This is a genomic window from Pseudomonas lactucae (genome assembly GCF_036688725.1).
In the GTDB taxonomy this organism is placed as follows: domain Bacteria; phylum Pseudomonadota; class Gammaproteobacteria; order Pseudomonadales; family Pseudomonadaceae; genus Aquipseudomonas; species Aquipseudomonas lactucae.
Map to the genome: position 1 here is coordinate 19,553 of NZ_JAQQPT010000030.1, position 21,343 is coordinate 40,895.

14 protein-coding genes are annotated in these 21,343 nt (G+C 60.1%); 12 read left to right on the forward strand and 2 right to left on the reverse strand.

Features of this window, described 5'->3' with window-relative positions:
• The first annotated feature begins 13 nt into the window (after positions 1–13).
• From V6M90_RS27220 to V6M90_RS27275, 12 genes are all read left to right on the forward strand, one after another.
• The gene (locus tag V6M90_RS27220) at positions 14–190 is read left to right on the forward strand and encodes a hypothetical protein (protein WP_003176118.1); all 177 of its coding nucleotides are present in this window, start codon (positions 14–16) and stop codon (positions 188–190) included.
• Entirely contained in the window at positions 174–3,128 is a 2,955-nt protein-coding gene (locus V6M90_RS27225) for a sensor histidine kinase (RefSeq protein WP_176156673.1), read from the forward strand. The genes V6M90_RS27220 and V6M90_RS27225 overlap by 17 nt, the downstream gene beginning before the upstream one ends.
• Positions 3,129–3,150: 22 nt before the next feature.
• Complete coding sequence (locus tag V6M90_RS27230; RefSeq protein ID WP_332847430.1) at positions 3,151–4,581, forward strand: sigma-54-dependent transcriptional regulator; 1,431 nt, start codon at positions 3,151–3,153, stop codon at positions 4,579–4,581.
• A 715-nt stretch (positions 4,582–5,296) separates the two neighbouring features.
• Positions 5,297–6,700, forward strand: coding sequence for a polynucleotide adenylyltransferase PcnB (locus tag V6M90_RS27235; protein WP_003176121.1), 1,404 nt, complete (start codon positions 5,297–5,299; stop codon positions 6,698–6,700).
• A gap of 2 nt (positions 6,701–6,702) precedes the next feature.
• Positions 6,703–7,200 carry a 2-amino-4-hydroxy-6-hydroxymethyldihydropteridine diphosphokinase gene (gene folK / locus V6M90_RS27240; RefSeq protein ID WP_003176122.1) on the forward strand — a complete coding sequence of 166 codons (498 nt, stop codon included), beginning with the start codon at positions 6,703–6,705 and terminating at the stop codon, positions 7,198–7,200.
• Between the two features lie 212 nt (positions 7,201–7,412).
• Positions 7,413–8,213, forward strand: coding sequence for a 3-methyl-2-oxobutanoate hydroxymethyltransferase (panB, locus tag V6M90_RS27245; protein WP_003176123.1), 801 nt, complete (start codon positions 7,413–7,415; stop codon positions 8,211–8,213).
• Positions 8,210–9,061, forward strand: coding sequence for a pantoate--beta-alanine ligase (panC, locus tag V6M90_RS27250; protein WP_141063494.1), 852 nt, complete (start codon positions 8,210–8,212; stop codon positions 9,059–9,061). Before panB ends, panC begins: the two co-directional genes overlap by 4 nt.
• Before the next feature lie 224 nt (positions 9,062–9,285).
• On the forward strand, positions 9,286–10,950 hold the full coding sequence (gene pgi, locus V6M90_RS27255; protein WP_003176125.1) for a glucose-6-phosphate isomerase: 1,665 nt from the start codon (positions 9,286–9,288) through the stop codon (positions 10,948–10,950).
• Between the two features lie 105 nt (positions 10,951–11,055).
• Positions 11,056–12,993, forward strand: coding sequence for an acetate--CoA ligase (gene acs / locus V6M90_RS27260; protein WP_305427807.1), 1,938 nt, complete (start codon positions 11,056–11,058; stop codon positions 12,991–12,993).
• A 16-nt stretch (positions 12,994–13,009) separates the two neighbouring features.
• Entirely contained in the window at positions 13,010–13,879 is an 870-nt protein-coding gene (locus tag V6M90_RS27265) for an oxygenase MpaB family protein (RefSeq protein ID WP_003176128.1), read from the forward strand.
• Positions 13,880–13,946: 67 nt separating this feature from the next.
• The gene (locus V6M90_RS27270) at positions 13,947–14,963 is read left to right on the forward strand and encodes a class I SAM-dependent rRNA methyltransferase (protein ID WP_332847431.1); all 1,017 of its coding nucleotides are present in this window, start codon (positions 13,947–13,949) and stop codon (positions 14,961–14,963) included.
• A gap of 87 nt (positions 14,964–15,050) precedes the next feature.
• Complete coding sequence (locus tag V6M90_RS27275; RefSeq protein WP_332847432.1) at positions 15,051–17,978, forward strand: DUF748 domain-containing protein; 2,928 nt, start codon at positions 15,051–15,053, stop codon at positions 17,976–17,978.
• A 150-nt stretch (positions 17,979–18,128) separates the two neighbouring features.
• Here V6M90_RS27275 and V6M90_RS27280 read toward each other — a convergent pair whose 3' ends face one another.
• Positions 18,129–18,752, reverse strand: coding sequence for a BON domain-containing protein (locus V6M90_RS27280; protein WP_003176132.1), 624 nt, complete (start codon positions 18,750–18,752; stop codon positions 18,129–18,131).
• A 295-nt stretch (positions 18,753–19,047) separates the two neighbouring features.
• Complete coding sequence (pnp, locus tag V6M90_RS27285; protein ID WP_141063491.1) at positions 19,048–21,153, reverse strand: polyribonucleotide nucleotidyltransferase; 2,106 nt, start codon at positions 21,151–21,153, stop codon at positions 19,048–19,050.
• Positions 21,154–21,343: the final 190 nt, after the last annotated feature.

The window sequence follows — 21,343 nt, forward strand, 5'->3', positions numbered from 1 at the left end:
ATCAGAGGCCAACATGTACATCTATCGATTGGTCCTGCTGCTGGTCGTCGGGATCTACCTGTTTTCCCCCGCCATCATGGATTGGTGGATCGACGCCACGGGCGCCTGGTATCGCCCCTATCTGCTGTGGCTGATCCTGATCGTCGTGACTTTCATCCTGCAGAGCCAAAAAGATGCCGATGAGCTTTAGCCTCACCCAGATGCTGCTGATCAGCGCCGCCTACCTGGCTGCGTTGTTCGGGGTGGCCTGGATCAGTGAGCGCGGAATGATTCCGCGGGCGATCATTCGCCATCCGTTGACCTACACCTTGTCCCTCGGCGTGTACGCCAGTGCCTGGGCCTTCTATGGCACGGTGGGCCTGGCCTATCAGTACGGCTACGGTTTCCTGTCCAGCTACCTCGGCGTGTCCGGCGCTTTTTTACTGGCACCGGTGTTGCTGTACCCGATCCTGAAAATCACCCGTACCTACCAATTGTCATCCCTGGCGGACCTGTTCGCGTTCCGCTTTCGCAGTACCTGGGCCGGGGCGCTGACCACCGTATTCATGCTGATTGGCGTGCTGCCCTTGCTGGCCCTGCAAATCCAGGCCGTGGCCGACTCGATCAGCATTCTTACCCGCGAGCCGGTGCAGCACCGCGTCGCCCTGGCCTTCTGTGCGCTGATCACCTTATTCACAATTTTCTTCGGCTCGCGCCATATCGCCACCCGCGAGAAGCACGAAGGCCTGGTGTTTGCGATTGCCTTTGAGTCAGTGATCAAGCTGATCGCCATTGGTGGCGTCGGCCTGTATGCGCTGTACGGCGTGTTCGACGGCCCGCAACAGCTGGAACTGTGGCTGCTGCAAAACCAGACGGCCCTCGCCGCCTTGCATACGCCCTTGCAGGAAGGCCCGTGGCGCACCCTGCTGCTGGTGTTCTTCGCCTCGGCAATCGTGATGCCGCACATGTATCACATGACGTTTACCGAAAACCTCAACCCGCGCGCGCTGGTCAGCGCCAGCTGGGGCTTGCCGCTGTTCCTGCTGCTGATGAGCCTGGCGGTGCCGCTGATCCTGTGGGCCGGCCTGAAACTGGGTGCCACCACCAACCCCGAATACTTCACCCTCGGTATCGGCATTGCCGCCAATAGCCCGGCCCTGGCGCTGCTGGCGTATGTCGGCGGCTTATCGGCAGCCAGCGGACTGATCATCGTCACCACCCTGGCGCTGTCGGGCATGGCGCTCAACCACCTGGTGCTGCCGCTGTACCAGCCCCCGGCCGAAGGCAATATCTACCGCTGGTTGAAATGGACGCGCCGTGCGCTGATCGTCGCGATCATCATGGCCGGCTATGGCTTCTACCTGCTGCTGGGTGCCGGACAAGACCTGGCCAACCTTGGCATCGTCGCGTTTGTCGCCACCTTGCAGTTCCTGCCGGGGGTGTTGTCGGTGCTGTACTGGCCGACCGCCAATCGTCGGGGTTTCATCGCCGGGTTGCTGGCGGGGATCCTGGTGTGGGTCGTGACCATGCTGCTACCGCTGGTCGGTAACCTGCAGGGCTTCTACATCCCACTGCTGAACATGATTTATGTGCTGGACGACACCAGTTGGCACATGGCCGCGATTGCCTCGCTGGCCGCCAACGTACTGATGTTCACCCTGATTTCGTTGTTCACCAACGCCAGCCCCGAGGAAACCAGCGCCGCCGAAGCCTGCGCCGTGGATAACGTACGCCGTCCGCAACGCCGTGAACTGCATGCCGCCTCACCCCAGGAGTTCGCCACGCAACTGGCCAAGCCGCTGGGCGCCAAGGCCGCGCAAAAGGAAGTCGAACAAGCGCTGCGCGATCTGTACCTGCCCTTTGACGAGCGCCGTCCTTACGCACTGCGCCGCCTGCGTGACCGCATCGAAGCCAACCTGTCCGGTTTGATGGGCCCCAGCGTGTCCCAGGACATGGTGGAAACCTTCCTGCCCTACAAGGCCGGCGGCGAAAACTACGTGACCGAAGACATCCACTTCATCGAGAGCCGGCTGGAGGACTACCACTCGCGCCTCACCGGGCTTGCCGCCGAACTCGACGCCCTGCGCCGCTACCATCGCCAGACGCTGCAGGAATTGCCGATGGGGGTGTGCTCCCTGGCCAAGGATCAGGAGATCCTGATGTGGAACAAGGCCATGGAAGAACTCACCGGCATCGCCGCGCAGCGGGTGGTGGGGTCGCGCCTGAATACCTTGGGCGAGCCCTGGAAAGAATTGTTGCAAGGCTTCATCAACCTGCCCGACGAACATCTGCACAAGCAGCACCTGGCCCTCGACGGCCAGACCCGCTGGCTCAACCTGCACAAAGCCGCGATCGACGAACCCCTGGCCCCCGGTAACAGCGGCCTGGTGTTACTGGTCGAAGACCTGACCGAAACCCAGATGCTCGAAGACAAACTGGTGCACTCAGAGCGCCTGGCCAGTATCGGGCGCCTGGCGGCGGGCGTGGCCCACGAGATCGGCAACCCGATTACCGGCATTGCCTGCCTGGCGCAAAACCTGCGCGAGGAGCGCGAAGAAGACGGTGAAATCATCGAAATCAGCGGGCAGATCCTCGAACAGACCAAGCGCGTGTCGCGGATCGTGCAGTCGCTGATGAGTTTTGCCCACGCCGGCGCCCATCAAAATCTCGATGAGGCGGTGTGCCTGGCCGAAGTGGCGCAGGATGCCATTGGGCTGCTGGCCTTGAACCGACGTAATTTCGAAGTACAGTTCTTTAACCTGTGCGACCCCGACCATTGGGTCGACGGTGATTCGCAACGCCTTGCCCAAGTGCTGATCAACCTGCTTTCCAATGCCCGCGACGCCACGCCGGCCGGTGGCGCGGTACGTGTCAAGACCGAGGGTTTCGAGCATACGGTCGATCTGATCGTCGAAGATGAAGGTAGCGGTATTCCACAGAACATCATGGACCGACTGTTCGAACCTTTCTTCACCACCAAGGACCCAGGCGAAGGTACCGGTCTGGGCCTTGCACTGGTCTATTCCATCGTTGAAGAGCATTATGGACAAATCACCATCGACAGCCCGGCTGACACCGAAAGCCAACGCGGCACCCGTATTCGGGTGACCTTGCCGCGTCATGTCGAAGCGACGTCCGCTGTGAACTGAGACCGTCGAGAGAATTGAATCAATGCCGCACATTTTGATCGTCGAAGACGAAACCATTATCCGCTCTGCCTTGCGTCGCCTGCTTGAACGTAACCAGTACCAGGTCAGCGAAGCCGGCTCGGTGCAGGAAGCACAAGAGCGTTTCAGCATTCCCACGTTCGACCTGATTGTCAGTGACCTGCGCCTGCCCGGTGCGCCTGGCACCGAGTTGATCAAGCTTGGCCAGGGCACGCCGGTGCTGATCATGACCAGCTACGCCAGCCTGCGCTCGGCGGTGGACTCCATGAAGATGGGCGCGGTGGACTACATCGCCAAACCGTTCGACCACGACGAGATGCTTCAGGCCGTGGCGCGCATCCTGCGCGACCGTCAGTCGGCCAGCAGCGCACCGGCCGAACAACGTCCCGCCGGTAAAACCGCCAGCGCCGCCGACAAGCCGGGCGTCGACAACAGCAATGGCGAGATTGGCATCATCGGCTCCTGCCCGCCGATGCAGGACCTGTACGGCAAGATCCGCAAAGTGGCGCCAACCGATTCCAATGTGCTGATCCAGGGTGAATCCGGCACCGGCAAGGAACTGGTGGCGCGCGCGCTGCATAATCTGTCCAAGCGCGCCAAGGCACCGATGATCTCGGTGAACTGTGCAGCGATTCCCGAATCCCTGATCGAGTCCGAACTGTTCGGCCACGAGAAAGGCGCGTTTACCGGCGCCAGCGCCGGGCGTGCGGGCCTGGTGGAGGCGGCGGACGGCGGCACATTGTTCCTCGACGAAATCGGCGAGCTACCGCTGGAAGCGCAGGCGCGATTGCTGCGCGTGTTGCAGGAAGGCGAGATTCGCCGCGTGGGCTCGGTGCAATCGCAGAAGGTCGATGTTCGCCTGATCGCGGCCACCCACCGCGACCTAAAGAGCCTGGCCAAGATCGGCCAGTTCCGTGAAGACTTGTATTACCGCCTGCACGTGATCGCCCTCAAGCTGCCGGCCCTGCGTGAGCGTGGCGCCGACGTCAACGAGATCGCCCAAGCGTTCCTGCTGCGCCAGAGCGCACGTATCAACCGTACCGACCTGAAATTCGCCCCGGACGCCGAGCAGGCAATCCGACATTACTCGTGGCCGGGTAACGTGCGGGAGCTGGAGAATGCGGTCGAGCGCGCGGTGATCCTGTCCGAGAGCCCGGAGATTTCCGCCGAGCTGCTGGGTATCGATATCGAACTCAGTGACCTGGAGGACGACGATTTCATCGGCCTGGCCCCGCAACAGGGCGGTAGCAATACCAGCCATGAGCCGACCGAGGATCTGTCACTGGAAGACTACTTCCAGCATTTTGTCCTGGAGCATCAGGACCATATGACCGAAACCGAACTGGCGCGCAAACTGGGCGTGAGCCGTAAATGCCTGTGGGAGCGCCGTCAGCGCCTGGGTATCCCACGGCGCAAGACCGGTGTGGCCAGCTAAAGCTGAGGCGCGCGCCCACAGGTAACACCCACAGATGTGAAAAAACTGTTACCGCTGATTTTTTGCGTAACAAAAGCCGGGGCTTACGGTAACGAACCCCCGGCTTTTTTTCGCCCGTCAAAAAGCCGAATCCGCCTCAACCCCCCGGTTTTATTGGGTGGCACAAAAGTTGGCACGCACCCTGCTATATGCTTAGTACAAAAACAATAACAAGCTTTGTACAAGACAATAAAAATAAGACGAATCGACTCACGCATAACAAAAACAACACGGCGGAGGCGCAGCTAACTGATTCTTTTGGAGAGGCGTTGCATTTGGGGCTTGCCCCGCAACCAGGCCGAGAACAACAAAAACTGCCCTAAGGCAGAGCCTGAACTGGTTGGATCGTAGATCAGCAACACAGCGACCAAAGCAATCCGTTTGCTCTTGACTCTCGATTGAGAGTGCCATGAAGGTCAAAGCTCATGGCGAGGGCGATCAACAAAAACAAGAAGCCCGAAACCAATAATAAAAATAGAGCACGCAACTACTTCTGGGGGAGCTTCGGCTCCCCTTGTAGTTTCCGATAGATCCTCACAGGATTTGCTGCTCAAAAGCTTATGGCGCAAAGCCTGCAGCTTGTTCCTACACCATCCCCCGACTAAATGCTAGAATCCCGGCCCATCATGCGGTCATTCTTCGTTATGGCCGAACATTCCTTCAAACAGTGCATCCCATGCTGAAGAAGTTGTTCCAGTCATTCCGTTCGCCCTTGCGTCGTACGCAACACAAACGCAGCACGCCTGAAGTGCTCAACAGCAGCCAGCATTCGCTGCAACGCGCTCAATTCAGCCGTTATGCCGTGAATATCGTCGAGCGTTTGCAGAACGCCGGTTACCAGGCCTATCTGGTAGGCGGTTGCGTACGCGACATGTTGCTCAATATCACCCCCAAGGATTTCGACGTCGCCACCAGTGCCACGCCCGAGCAGGTGCGCGCCGAGTTTCGCAATGCGCGCATCATCGGCCGGCGCTTCAAGCTGGTGCACATCCACTTCGGTCGCGAAATCATCGAAGTCGCAACGTTCCGCGCCGGCCATCCGCAAAACGATGAAGAGGAAGACACTAATCAGTCTTCCCGCAACGAAAGCGGACGCATCCTGCGCGACAACGTCTATGGCACCCTGGAAGAAGACGCGCAGCGCCGTGACTTCACCATTAACGCCCTGTATTACGACCCGGTCAGCGAGCGCATCCTCGATTACGCCAACGGCGTGCACGACATCCGCAACAACCTGATCCGCCTGATCGGCGACCCGACGCAGCGTTACCAGGAAGACCCGGTACGCATGCTGCGGGCCGTGCGTTTCGCCGCCAAGCTGAACTTCGGTATCGAGAAACACACCGCTGCGCCGATTCGCGAACTGGCGCCGATGCTGCGCGAAATTCCTTCGGCGCGCCTGTTCGAGGAAGTGCTCAAGCTGTTCCTCTCGGGCTACGCCGCCGATACCTTCGAGATGCTCGTCGACCTGCAGTTGTTCGACCCGTTGTTCCCGGCCAGCGCCGAAGCACTGGAACACAACCCGACCTATACCCATACGTTGATCAGCGAGGCATTGATCAACACCGATTTGCGCATCAAGCAGAATAAACCGGTGACTCCGGCGTTCCTGTTTGCCGCGCTGTTGTGGCCCGCCCTGCCCAAACGTGTACTGCGTTTGCAGGACCGTGGCATGCCGCCGATCCCGGCCATGCAGGAAGCCGCTCACGAGCTGATCGCCGAACAGTGCCAGCGCATTGCGATACCCAAGCGCTTCACCATGCCGATCCGCGAGATCTGGGACATGCAGGAACGCCTGCCGCGCCGCAGCGGCAAGCGCGCCGACCTGCTGCTGGACAACCCACGCTTCCGTGCCGGCTACGACTTCCTGCTGCTGCGCGAAAGCGCCGGCGAGCAGACCGACGGCCTGGGCGAATGGTGGACTGATTACCAGGACGCCAATGACAGCGGACGTCGCGAGATGATTCGTGAGCTGGGCAGCAAGGGTGAAGGAACCGGCGAAGGGCCGAAAAAACGTCGCCGCAGTGGCACCAAGCGCAAACGCAGCTCAGCCGATGCCTCGGGCGCCGCAGGCGAATAAACGTGGAACGTATCTACATTGGCATGGGCAGCAATCTGGCCGCCCCGGAGCAACAATTGCGCAGCGCTCTCCAAGCGCTGGCGCAATTGCCCGGCACGACCCTCGCTGGCGTGTCCGCTTTTTACCAAAGTGACTCCCTGCTCCCGGGCCAACCGCGCTACACCAACGCGGTTGCCGCCCTGGACAGCAGCCTTGCGCCCCTAGCACTGCTGGACGCGCTGCAGGCGATCGAAAACGACCAAGGCCGCGAACGCCTGGAACGTTGGGGCCCACGCACGCTTGACCTGGATATCCTGCTATTTGGCGATCACCTGATCGATGAACCGCGCCTGAAGGTTCCCCACTATCAGATGCACCTGCGTGCGTTCGTGCTGTATCCGCTGGCCGAACTGGCGCCTGCGGCATTGCAACTGCCGGACGGCAACCGCCTCAGTGCCCTGCTTGAAGCCTGCCCGTTTGTCGGCCTGGAACGGCTCCCCGTTGCTGAATCGCATCAGTAACAGCGGTAACACCGTCATCGTAACAATGCGGTAACACATCCAATTGACTTCCCGTGTCCTCCTCACGACTATAGGCGTCCCGCTGCCGCCAACCGGCGCTAAAGGGCGCAATCAGGCCTTATAAGCACTGCTTTCAAGACAGTGCGCCTGTATAAACAAAGACTCACGCGCGTTTCTCGCTGTTTCCAAGCGCCTGAATGAGGACCCTTTTCATGCCAGACATTACCCTGACCACCTTGCAGAGCCTCAAGCTCAAAGGTGAAAAAATCACCATGCTGACCTGCTACGACGCCACCTTCGCCCACGCCTGCTGCCAGGCCGGGGTCGAAGTGTTGTTGGTGGGCGACTCCCTGGGCATGGTTCTTCAAGGGAATGACAGCACCCTGCCCGTGACCACGGATGAACTCGCCTACCACACCGCCAGCGTCAAGCGCGGTAACGAGGGCGCCTTCATCATCGCCGACCTGCCGTTCATGGGTTATGCCACGCTCGAACAGACCTTCCTGAACGCCGGAAAACTGATGCAGGCCGGCGCGCACATGATCAAAGTGGAAGGGGCGGTATGGCTCGCCGAATCGATCCGCCTGCTGGCGGAACGCGGCGTGCCGGTATGCGCGCACATGGGCCTTACGCCCCAGTCGGTGAACATCCTCGGCGGTTACAAGGTGCAAGGTCGCAATGAAGCCCAGGCGCGCCAGATGCGCGCCGATGCCATTGCCCTGGAGCAAGCGGGCGTGGCGATGATCCTGCTTGAATGCGTGCCCAGCGAACTGGCTGCCGAAATCACCCAGGCCGTAAAAGTGCCAGTGATCGGTATCGGCGCAGGCGCGGACACCGATGGCCAGGTGCTGGTATTGCACGACATGCTCGGCCTTTCGATCACCGGCCGCGTGCCCAAGTTCGTGAAGAACTTCATGGCTGGCCAGGACAGCATTCATGCCGCCCTGGGCGCTTATGTCAGCGAAGTCAAAGCCGTTACTTTCCCAGGTGTCGAACACGGATTCTCTGCATGAACACTGTAAAAACCGTACGCGAACTACGCTCGGCCGTCGCCCATGCCCGCAAGGCCGGCAAACGCATCGGCTTCGTGCCCACCATGGGTAACCTGCACAGCGGCCACGCCACGCTGGTGACCAAGGCCGCACAACAGGCGGACTTCGTCGTGGCCAGCATCTTCGTCAACCCGCTGCAATTCGGCGCGGGCGAAGACCTGGACAAATACCCCCGCACCTTGGCCGCCGATCAGGAAAAACTCCTGCAGGCCGGCTGTAACCTGTTATTCGCCCCCACCGTCGAGGAGATGTACCCCGGCGGCATGACCGGCCAGACCCGCGTCAGCGTCCCGCACCTGTCCGAAGGCTTGTGCGGCGCCAGCCGTCCCGGTCACTTCGAAGGCGTGGCCACGGTGGTCAGCAAGCTGTTCAACATGGTCCAGCCGGACATGGCCGTTTTTGGCCAGAAGGACTACCAGCAACTGGCGGTGATCCGCGCCATGGTCCACGACCTCAACATGCCGATCCAGATCATCGGCGAGCCCACCGTGCGTGCCGCGGATGGCCTCGCGCTGTCATCGCGCAACGGCTACCTCACCGAGGAGCAACGCGCCATCGCGCCGGTGCTGTACCGCGCGCTCAGCCAGATGGCGACTGCGATCAAAGACGGTGACCGCGATTTTGCCAAGCTGCGTGCCGAACAGATCCGCCAGATCGAAGCCGCCGGTTTGCGCATGGACTACCTTGAAGTCCGCCAAGGCGTGCACCTGCAGCCGGCCACGGCCGAAGATCGGGACATCGTGATTCTGGTCGCGGCGTATCTGGGCGCCACTCGCCTCATCGACAACCTGCACCTGAACCTCGAATAACCCCCGCTGAACAGCCCGCCTGTTGCCCTTCACGCTGTGCCGGTATAAAAAAGTACCGGCCACAACGCAGACAAAGCCAAGACATATCGACACGCTAGGTTTAATGTAATCGCCCGGCGCTAAGGTTAGCGCTGTCTGGAACCCAATCCTTGATATAAGACTGGATGTTCCGGGATTTGAAGTGTCCTAAAGGCAGTCCCCGTAATAAAAGGAAACCCGCAGCGATGGCGTACTACCGCACCCCTCATGACGTTACCGCTCTGCCTGCCTGGCAAGCGCTTAACCAACACCGCCAAGCCATGCAGGATTTCAGCATGCGCGACGCGTTCAATGCCGATCCCCAGCGCTTTTCCCAGTTCACCTTGAGCAGCTGCGGACTTTTCCTCGATTACTCGAAAAACCTCATCACCGGCGAAACCCGCGACCTGCTGGTGGGCTTGGCCAAGGAAGTGGGTCTCAAAGACGCGATCGACTCGCTGTACGCCGGCGAGCCGGTCAACTCGTCCGAAGGCCGCCCTGCCCTGCACACCGCCTTGCGCCGCCCGGTGGGCGACAAGCTATCGGTGAACGGCGTGAACATCATGCCGGACGTTCACAAGGTGCTGAACCAGATCACTGACCTGGTCGGCCGCATCCACGACGGCCTGTGGCGTGGTTACACCGAGAAGCCAATCACCGACGTGGTGAACATCGGCATCGGTGGCTCGTTCCTCGGCCCGGAGCTGGTCTCCGAAGCGCTGTTGTCCTACGCCCATAAAGGCGTGCGCTGCCACTACCTGGCGAATATCGATGGCAGCGAGTTCCACGAGCTGACCATGAAGCTGCGCGCCGAGACCACGCTGTTTATCGTCTCGTCGAAATCCTTCAACACCCTGGAAACCCTGAAGAACGCCCAGGCCGCACGCGCCTGGTACCTGGCCCAGGGTGGCTCGGAAGCCGAGCTGTACCGCCACTTCATCGCCGTATCGAGCAACAATGCGGCGGCCGTGGCGTTCGGTATCCGCGAAGAAAACATCTTCCCGATGTGGGACTGGGTCGGCGGCCGTTACTCGCTGTGGTCTGCCATCGGCTTACCTATCGCGCTGGCTATCGGCATGTCCAACTTCAAGGAACTGCTGTCCGGTGCCTATACCATGGACCAGCATTTCCAGAACGCGCCGTTCGAGCAGAACATGCCGGTGCTGCTGGGCCTGCTGGGCGTGTGGTACGGCAACTTCTGGGGTGCGCAGAGCCACGCGATCCTGCCGTACGACCACTACCTGCGTAACATCACCAAGCACTTGCAACAGTTGGATATGGAATCCAACGGCAAGAGCGTGCGCCAGGACGGCAAGCCCGTATCCACCGACACCGGCCCGGTGATCTGGGGGGGCGTGGGCTGCAACGGTCAGCACGCCTACCACCAGTTGCTGCACCAGGGCACCCAGCTGATCCCGGCTGACTTCATCGTGCCGATCGTCAGCTTCAACCCCGTGTCCGACCACCATCAGTGGCTGTACGCCAACTGCCTGTCCCAGAGCCAGGCGCTGATGCTCGGCAAGACCCGCAGCGAAGCCGAAGCCGAACTGCGCGACAAGGGCATCGCTGAAGAAGACGTGCAGAAGCTGGCCCCGCACAAAGTGATCCCGGGCAACCGTCCAAGCAATACTCTGGTAGTGGAGCGCATCAGCCCGCGTCGCCTGGGCGCGCTGGTGGCGATGTATGAGCACAAAGTGTTCGTGCAGAGCGTGATCTGGGGCATCAACGCTTTCGACCAATGGGGCGTGGAGCTGGGCAAGGAGCTGGGCAAGGGCGTGTACAACCGCCTGACCGGCGCTGAAGAAACCCTGGCCGAAGACGCTTCGACCCAGGGCCTGATCAACTACTTCCGCGGTCGTCACCGCGGCTGATACCGGTAACGCAAGGCCAACGTCCGTTTGGACGTTGGTCTTGAACCCTCCTTCCACAGGGTGCATCTTTATCACTTGTCGCAAAAACAAGAATAAGGAACGCTCATGTTCGATATCAGCACGTTTCCTACCGCCGATGCCGTCCGCAGGGCTGCGCAACTCAGTCAAGAGGACTACCAGCGCCTCTATCGTCAATCCATTGAGCAACCCGATACGTTCTGGGCCGAACAGGCCAAGGGCTTTCTCGACTGGATCACACCCTGGCATACCGTGCATCGCTCGGATATCAACACCGGCGCCGCCCAATGGTTTGCCGGCGGCCAACTGAACGTCAGCTATAACTGCATCGACCGTCACCTGGCGCAACGCGCCGATCAGCCGGCCTTCATCTGGGAGGGCGATGATCCGACAAAATCCTCCACCATCACCTACCGCCAACTGCACCAGAACGTCTGTCGTCTGGCCAATGTGCTGAAAAGCCGTGGCGTGAAGAAGGGCGACCGCGTCTGCATCTACATGCCGATGATCCCGGAAGCGGCCTACGCCATGCTCGCCTGCACGCGAATTGGCGCGGTGCATTCGGTGGTGTTCGGGGGCTTTTCGCCGGATGCCCTGCGCGACCGCATACTGGATGCCGATTGCCGCACCGTGATTACCGCCGATGAAGGCGTACGTGGTGGCAAGCCAGTGGCCTTGAAAAAGAACGTCGACAAGGCCTTGGCCAGTTGTCCGAGTGTCAGCACCGTGCTGGTCGTGGAGCGTACCGGTGCGGCCGTGGACTGGAGCGAAGGTCGCGACCTCCACTACCAGCAAGCCCTGAACGCCGCCAGCGACGACTGCCCGCCCGAGCCGATGGACGCCGAAGACCCGCTGTTCATTCTGTACACCTCGGGCAGCACCGGTAAACCCAAGGGCGTGCTGCACACCACCGGCGGCTATCTGCTGCAGGCGGCGATGACCTTCAAGTACGTGCTCGATTACCGTGATGGCGAAGTGTTCTGGTGCACCGCCGATGTGGGCTGGGTCACCGGCCACAGCTATATCGTCTACGGCCCGCTGGCCAATGGCGCGACGTCGTTGATGTTCGAAGGTGTGCCGAGCTACCCCGACAGCTCACGTTTCTGGCAGGTGATCGACAAGCATCAGGTGAATATCTTCTACACCGCGCCAACCGCCTTGCGCGCCTTGATGCGCGAGGGCCATGGCCCGTTGCAGAACACCTCCCGCGCGAGCCTGAGGCTCTTAGGCAGTGTGGGCGAACCGATCAACCCGGAAGCCTGGGACTGGTATTTCAACGCCGTAGGCGAGCAGCGCTGTCCGATTGTGGATACCTGGTGGCAGACCGAAACCGGCGGCATCATGCTCAGCCCCCTGGTCAGCGCCCAGCGGATAAAACCGGGTTGCGCCACCCAACCGATGTTTGGCGTGCAGCCGGTGCTGCTCGACGAGCAAGGCAAAGTCATCACTGGCGCCGGCAGCGGCGTACTCGCCATTAAATCAAGCTGGCCGGGGCAGATCCGCAGTGTCTACGGTGATCCGCAGCGCATGATCGACACCTATTTCAAACCCTACCCTGGCTACTACTTCACCGGTGACGGCGCCCGCCGCGACGAGGACGGCGACTACTGGATCACCGGGCGCATCGATGATGTGATCAACGTGTCCGGCCACCGCATCGGCACCGCCGAGGTGGAAAGCGCATTGGTCCTGCATGATCTGGTCGCCGAGGCCGCAGTGGTGGGCTACCCGCACGATGTCAAAGGCCAGGGCATCTACGCCTTTGTCACGCCGATGAACGGCGTGGAGCCCAGCGATGAACTGAAAAAACACCTGTTGGAGTTGGTCAGCAAGGAAATTGGCAGCTTTGCCAAGCCGGAACTGATCCAATGGGCACCGGCCCTGCCGAAAACCCGCTCCGGCAAAATCATGCGCAGGATTTTGCGCAAGATCGCCTGCAACGAACTGGACAGCCTCGGCGACACCTCGACCCTGGCCGACCCCAGCGTGGTGGACGGCCTGATCGAAAAACGCCTGAACCGCTAGGAACCCCCGAGTCGCCATGGAATTTATCCGCAGCCGTATCGAAACCCAGTTGATGAGCCTTACCGGTTTGTCGCTGGGCCAACTGGACCTGGAAAACCCCAAGGGCGACCCAGGCCTGTTCGGACCGGATTCGGTCAGTTGGCAGGTCCATGGCGACTTCAGCAGCATGCTCATCGGAGGTATCAGCGCCTTGATGCTGCAAGCCTTGCACCCACTGGCCCTGGCAGGCGTGTGGGACCACTCGAATTTTCGCCAGGACATGCTCGGGCGCCTGCGCCGCACCTCGCAATTCATTTCCGGCACCACCTTCGGCTCGCGCAAAGATGCCGACTGGCTGATCGAAAAAGTGCGCACCATTCACCTGCAGGTGGTCGGCCACGCGCCTGACGGACGGCCGTATGCGGCCAGCGATCCCGAGCTGTTGACCTGGGTGCATGTGGCGGAGGTGAGCAACTTTCTCGCCGCTCACCTGCGCTATCGCAACCCGCGCCTCTCTGGTCACGACCAGGACCGTTACTACAGCGAAATCGCCGTGGTGGCAGAACGCTTGGGCGCGCGGCATGTGCCACGTTCACGGCAGGAAATTTCTGATTACCTGGCGCGCATCCGCCCGCAATTGCTGTGCGACGAGCGCAGCCGCGAAGTACTTCGGCTGCTGCTCAATGCGCCCTCCCCCAGCACCTTGGCCAAGCCCTTTGGCGCGCTGATGATGCAAGCCGGGATCGACCTGCTGCCGGACTGGGCCAGCGCGATGCTTGAGCAACACCAAAGCCCGCTGCAACGCCAAGTGATCCGCGCCGGGGTCAGGCGCAGTGCGCCGCTCCTGCGCTGGGCGATGCGCAACGGCTCGGTACAACGCGCGCACCGGCGGATGGGGTTGATATAGGCAGCGCCCCCATAGCTGTTAAACTCCGCGGCCTTATTGCTCTCACTTACCCAGCAAGGCGCGCTCCATGTCTTCCCTGAATCAGGCGCTGCGCGCCGCCCTCGATCAACGCCAAGACCTGATCAACGAACTGCACGCCCAAGGCACCGACTGCTACCGGTTGTTCCACGGCAGCCAGGAAGGCGCCGGCGGCCTGACCATCGACCGTTACGGCCCGCAGTTGTTGGTGCAAAGCTTCCACCAGTCGCTGGAAACCGCCGATCTGCTGGACCTGCATCAACTGATCAATCAGTACATGGGCCTGGAGCTGCTGCTGGTGTACAACGACCGCTCCCGCGGCAACTCGCGCATCGACCGCGAAGATTCGATATACCGCGCCGAACCGGCTGCGCTGGAAGATCTGATCGGTCACGAATGGGGTCTGAACTACCGTGTGCGCGGGCGGCATGCCGGGCAAGACCCGCTGCTGTTTCTGGACCTGCGCAATACCCGCGGCTGGGTCAAGGATCACAGCGCCGGCAAAAGCGTACTTAACCTGTTCGCCTATACCTGTGGCGTGGGCCTGAGCGCCGCCGCCGGTGGCGCACGTGAGGTGTGTAACCTGGATTTTGCCGAGGGCAACCTGGCGGTCGGTCGCGAGAACGGCCTGCTCAATCCATCGTTTCCCACCATGCAGTTCGTTCAGTCCGACTATTTTCCGGCCATTCGCCAATTGGCCGGCCTGCCGATCACCCAGCGCCGCGGGCAAAAATTGCCGAGCTATCCACGCCTGGAGCAGCGTCAATACGACCTGGTATTGCTCGACCCACCGGCGTGGGCCAAGAGCGCATTCGGCACCGTCGACTTGCTGCGCGACTACCAGAGCCTGCTCAAGCCCGCGCTCCTCGCCACGGCCGACAATGGCGTGCTGATCTGCTGTAACAACCTGGCAAAGGTCAGCATGGAAGATTGGCGCGAACAGGTGCTGCGCTGTGCGGAAAAAGCCGAACGCCCGGTACGCGACTGGAAAATCATGACACCCGGCGCGGATTTCCCGTCCCAGGATCAACAGCCGCCGTTGAAGACGTTGATACTCCAACTGTAAGTAACTTCCGAAAGCCCCTGCTCTTCGGAACCGAAAACCCGTGCCATACTCCAAGGCACTCCTGTTCGACATAGATGGCGCCGCCCCATGCCCAAAGGATTGATCCGCGCCGTTGGCGCCCTGTTGACCGCCCTTGCCCTGTACAGCTTGCTGGGCTTCTTGATTCTGCCGGGCATTGCCCTTCGTATCGCCAACCAACAGTTGGCCCATTACGCCACGGTGCCGGCACGGATCGAGCGCATCGAACTCAACCCGTTCAGCCTGGAAGTGACAGCATGGGGCTTGAAGATCGGCGACCCTGGCAAGGAACAGGTGGGTTTCGAGCGCCTCTACGCCAACCTGCAGATCGACAGCCTGTGGACCCGCGCATTGCACCTGGCCGATGTACAACTGGACCAGCCCAAGACCGAACTGCTGTTCGACAAATCAGGCCAACTGAACCTTGCGCAGTTGTTCAAACTGCCGCCGAGTGAACCCACTCCGGCAGACCCGGAGGCCAAACCGTTCCCGTTGCGCATCGACAACATCAAGCTGGCGGGCGGCTACGTCCACTTTCAAGATTTGCGTCCCAGCGAGCCCATCGAGTTTCTCTACGACACTCTCGACTTTGAACTGAAAAACCTCAGCACCCTGCCTGAGGACAATGCCGACATGACCCTGGTCGCAGCCGGCCCCGAAGGTGGGCAGATTGACTGGAAAGGCAATTTCAGCCTGATACCCATCACCTCAAAAGGCACCCTGAAAGTCACCGACGGCAAGATGAAAGCCTGGTGGCCCTATGTGCGTGACGCACTGCCCTTGGTGCTCGAAGACGGCGTGCTCAATTTCAGCACCGATTACACCTTCAGCCTGGCCAAGGAAACCGAACTGAACCTGACCAACACCGCCGCCAGCATCGCGCCATTTGCCATCAAGGCGCCGGACGGGCGTCCGTTGGTGCGCCTGGAGCGTCTGGATGTCAGCGAGACCACGGTAGACCTGGCCAAGCAGCACGTGGTGGTCGGCAAAATCCGCAGCAACAAGCTGGAAACCTGGGCCGCCCGTGAAGCCGATGGGCAATTGGACTGGCAGAAACTGTTCGCCGGCCAACCGAGCAAACCGAGCAAGGCGCCGGCGACCGCACCGGCAACCGCCGACTCCCCCAAGCCTGCACCCGCAGCGCCCAGCAAACCCTGGCAGGTACTGCTCAAGGATGTGCAACTGCGCAACTATCAGGTTCACCTGGCTGACCGTCAGGCCAAACCGGCCGTCGCGCTGGAACTGGGCCCGCTGAACGTCGATGTGCAGAACTTCGACAGCCTCAACGCAAGCCCCTTTACACTCAAGGTCGACAGCGGCCTGGGCAAGCAGGGCAAGATCCAGGCTGCTGGCGAGGTCAACCTCAACCCCGTCAGCGCCAGGCTGAAAGTGAACACCAAGGACATCGACCTGCGGGTCGCCCAGTCCTACATCAGCCCGTTTATCCGCCTGGAACTGCGCAGCGGCATGCTCGGCAGCGACCTCGATGTGAACCTCAAAAGTACCGAGCCGTTGGCATTGCAGATCACCGGCCGCGCACAAGTCGACCAACTGCATACTCTCGACACCCTCAAGACCCGCGACTTCGTCAAATGGCAGCGCCTGATGATAGAAGGGCTGAACTACCAGCACGGCGACAGCCTGTCGATCGCCAAAGTCAGCCTGCTGCAGCCTTATGCGCGTTTCATGATCAACGATGACCGCACCACCAACGTCGACGATTTGCTGATACCGCAGCCGGCCGACAGTGGCGCCAAGTCACCGGCGCAAAAGACCGCAAGCAAAGAAAAACCGCTGGGCATTCTTATCGGGCAGATCGCAATCAATGACGGCTCGGCCAACTTCGCCGACTTCAGCCTTACCCCCAACTTCGCCACCGCGATTCAGCAGCTCAACGGGCAGATCGGCACGATTGACAGCCGCCAGGCCAAACCTGCAAGCGTGGATATCAAAGGCAAGGTGGACCGCTACGCGCCAGTCACTATCAAGGGCAGCGTAAACCCATTCGATCCGATGGCAGCCCTGGACATCGCAACCAGCTTCAAACGGGTCGAACTGACCACCCTGACCCCTTACTCGGGTAAGTTCGCCGGGTTCCGTATCCGCAAGGGCCGGCTCAACCTGGACTTGCACTACGTGATCACCAAGGGGCAGTTGAAGGCCGAAAACAAAGTGGTGGTCGAGCAACTGCAACTGGGTGAGAAAGTCGACAGCGCCGATGCCGTGGATTTGCCGATTCGTCTGGCCGTTGCCCTGCTCAAAGACAGCGACGGCAAGATTTCCATCGAACTGCCGGTCACCGGCGACCTGAACAACCCGCAATTCAGCGTGATGCCGATTGTATGGCAGACCCTGCGTAACCTGGTGGTCCGCGCGGCCACCGCACCGTTCAAGTTCATTGGCGGGCTGGTCACCGGAGGCGGCGCGCAAGACCTGGGCAATGTGTCGTTTGCCGCAGGTTCCAGTGAACTGGATAAAGACGCCGAGGGCGCACTGAACACCCTGGCCAAGGCGCTGAAAGAACGCCCTGCCCTGCGCCTGGAAATTGAAGGGACGGCGGCCGCCAGCAGCGACGGCCCATTCCTGGCCGCCCAACGCCTGGAACGGGAATACCAGTACAACTATTACAAAATCCTGCAGCGCCGTGGCGATAAGGTGCCTGCCCAAGCCTCCTTGCTGGAGGTTCCGGAGCGCGAAAAAGCACCATTGCTCGAGGGCATCTACCGTACCCGCGTGAAACAACAGCCACCGGCAGAATGGAAAGACCTGAGCAGCGATGAACGCAGCGCCAAGTTGCGTAACGGCGTGATCGCGTTCTGGAGCAACAACGACGTGCTGCTGCGCAAACTCGGCCAGGACCGTGCCAGCACGATCAAGGATTACCTGGTAGACAAGGGGCAGCTGGAAGATGACAGGGTGTACTTCATCGATGCCAACCTGGGCCAGGCTGAGAAAGATGGCCGGGTGGTGACGCCGATGCATCTGGATGCCGAATAACCGCCCACAATAGAACAGGCCCCGGCACAAGTGCCGGGGCCTGTAATGACCACATCCGTGTGGTCGGTCGCATGAACCTCAGAGGTGCATTGAGTGGATATCTGACTCACGCGCCGCCGCCGCTAAGTTGTTCAAACGAACTGTCCAGCGTTACTCGGCTTTCAGGCCATCAGCCGATACAGCCTTGACGCCTTTGATTTTCTTGGTGATCGCAACAGCAGTGGCTTTCTGCGATTCAGTCACAGCAGTAGCGGACGAAAGGGACACCACACCTTTGTTGGTTTCGACCTTGATGTCAGTGCCAGGAATGCCCTTCTCGGTCACCAGGTCAGCTTTCACTTTGGTAGTGATCCAAGTGTCGCTGGTGGTTTCTTTAGCGTCATGAGCGGCGCTTTTGGTTTTGTCGATACCGTCAGCTTTAGTAGCGCCGCCAGCCAGCAGGCCATCAGCGGATACCGCGGTCACACCTTTGATTTTCTTGGTGATGGCTACAGCAGTCGCTTTCTGCGAGTCCGAGATAGCTACGTCCGAAGACAGGGAAACCACACCTTTGTTGGTCTCAACCTTGATGTCCGAACCAGGGATGCCTTTTTCAGTCAGCAGGTCAGCTTTGACTTTGGTGGTGATCCAGGTATCGGAAGTGGACTCTTTGGCCTTGGTCATTTCACCAGCAGCCAGGGTCATTGGCGCTTGGGTAGGCTGGGCAAAGGCAGCGTTAGCCATGGCCAGGGTCAGGGCAGTAGCAGTGGCGGTAGCGAGAGCGAACTTCTTCATACGAGTAACTCCTGTTTTATTAAAAGTCTGCGGCGTGTGAACCTTGATGCTGCAGCGTTAACAGGGTTATTGCAGGCGGTGTGCCAACTCTCGAATACAAACAAAACCTATAAAAAACAACAAGTTATAAATTAGGCAGTTTTTTGGAATCGTGCAACTTGCATGAAGCCGGTCGTGCCTGCATGCAAGTTGCGGTTTTTCGCGTCTATTTAAGCGACTGATTTTTAGGGACTTTCCCGCGCCCATAAAAAAAGGACTCCGAAGAGTCCTCTTTTTCAGCGTAAGGCCGGGGTGATTAAACGCCCGAAGCCTTGGCTGCTGCTACGTCCTTGATGGACAGCTTGATACGGCCGCGGTTATCCACGTCCAGTACCAGCACTTCCACTTCCTGACCTTCTTTCAGAATGTCGGTCACTTTCTCAACACGAGCGTCGCTCAGCATCGAGATGTGCACCAGACCGTCCTTGCCTGGCAGGATGTTGACGAATGCGCCGAAGTCGACGATGCGCTCAACCTTACCGACGTAGATCTTGCCGATCTCGGCTTCAGCGGTAATACCCAGAACGCGCTGACGTGCTGCTTCAGCTGCTTCCTTGGTTTCGCCGAAGATCTTGATCGAGCCGTCGTCTTCGATGTCGATCGAAGCCTTGGTCTCTTCACAGATCGCACGAATGGTCGCGCCGCCTTTACCGATGACATCACGGATTTTGTCGGTGTCGATTTTCATCGCGATCATGGTCGGAGCATTTTCCGACAGCTCGGTACGCGACTGACCAATGATCTGGTTCATCTGGCCGAGGATGTTCAGGCGCGCTTCCAGGGCTTGGCCCAGGGCGATCTCCATGATTTCTTCGGTGATGCCTTTGATCTTGATGTCCATCTGCAGCGCGGTAACACCTTTAGCGGTACCGGCTACTTTGAAGTCCATGTCGCCCAGGTGGTCTTCGTCACCCAGGATGTCGGTCAGGATGGCGAACTTCTCGCCTTCTTTAACCAGACCCATGGCGATACCGGCAACCGGTGCCTTCATCGGCACACCGGCGTCCATCAGGGCCAGGGAAGCACCGCAAACGGAAGCCATGGAGCTGGAGCCGTTGGACTCGGTGATTTCCGACACAACACGGATAGTGTACGGGAACACGTCAGCAGCAGGCAGCATGGCCTGAACCGAACGGCGGGCCAGACGGCCGTGACCGATTTCGCGGCGACCGGCACCGCCCATGCGACCACACTCGCCCACCGAGAACGGAGGGAAGTTGTAGTGCAGCATGAAGGGGTCTTTTTTCTCGCCTTCCAGGGTGTCCAGCAGCTGTGCGTCGCGAGCAGTACCCAGCGTCGCAACGACCAGCGCCTGGGTTTCACCGCGGGTGAACAGGGCCGAACCGTGAGTCTTGGGCAGAACACCGACTTCGATGTTCAGCGGACGCACGGTGCGGGTGTCGCGACCATCGATACGTGGCTTGCCGTTAACGATGTTTTCGCGAACGGTGCGGTATTCGATTTCACCGAATGCAGCTTTGACGTCGCTGGCGCAAGGCTGGCCTTCTTCACCGGACAGCTTGGCTACAACCTGCTCTTTCAACTCGCCCAGGCGAGCGTAGCGGTCGGCCTTGACGGTGATGGTGTAGGCATCGGAGATAGCAGCGCCGAACTCGGAGCGGATAGCACCCAGCAGTTCAGTCGCTTCGGCTTGTGGAGCCCAGGCCCAGGTTGGCTTGGCAGCTTCGGCAGCCAGTTCTTTAACCGCGTTGATCACGGACTGGAACTCGTCGTGAGCAAACAGTACCGCGCCCAGCATCTGATCTTCGGTCAGCTCTTTGGCTTCCGATTCAACCATCAGTACGGCTTCCGAGGTACCGGCAACGACCATGTCCAGGCTCGACGCTTTCAGTTGCTCGTAAGTCGGGTTCAGCAGGTAGCCGGTGCTTTCGTGGAAAGCTACGCGGGCGGCGCCGATCGGGCCATCGAAAGGAATGCCGGAGATGGCCAGGGCCGCCGACGTACCGATCATCGCAGCGATGTCCGGATCGGTCTTCTTGCTGGTGGAAACGACGGTGCAGACGACCTGCACTTCGTTCATGAAGCCTTCTGGGAACAGCGGACGGATCGGACGGTCGATCAGTCGGGAAGTCAGGGTTTCTTTCTCGGAAGGACGGCCTTCACGCTTGAAGAAACCGCCAGGGATCTTACCGGCAGCGTAAGTCTTTTCCTGGTAGTGAACGGACAGAGGGAAGAAGCCCTTGCTCGGATCAGCGGTCTTGGCGCCAACAACGGTCACCAATACGGTCACGTCGTCATCAACGGTAACCAGCACTGCGCCGGAGGCTTGACGGGCGATACGGCCTGTCTCGAGGGTAACGGTCGACTGACCGAACTGGAATTTTTTGATAACCGGGTTCACGGTGTCCTACCTTCTTTGTGGCTCTTGGGGAACTTGTCTTCTTGCGAAATTCTTGGGCAATGTCGGGAATCGGCCCAACCCTTGTCCAGGGTAAAACGTGTATCCAGATAAAACTTGAGGCTGGGAGCCTGCCATGGGCCAACGGGAATCCCGATGACACACGGCAGACAACCAACCTCTAGCGCAATCG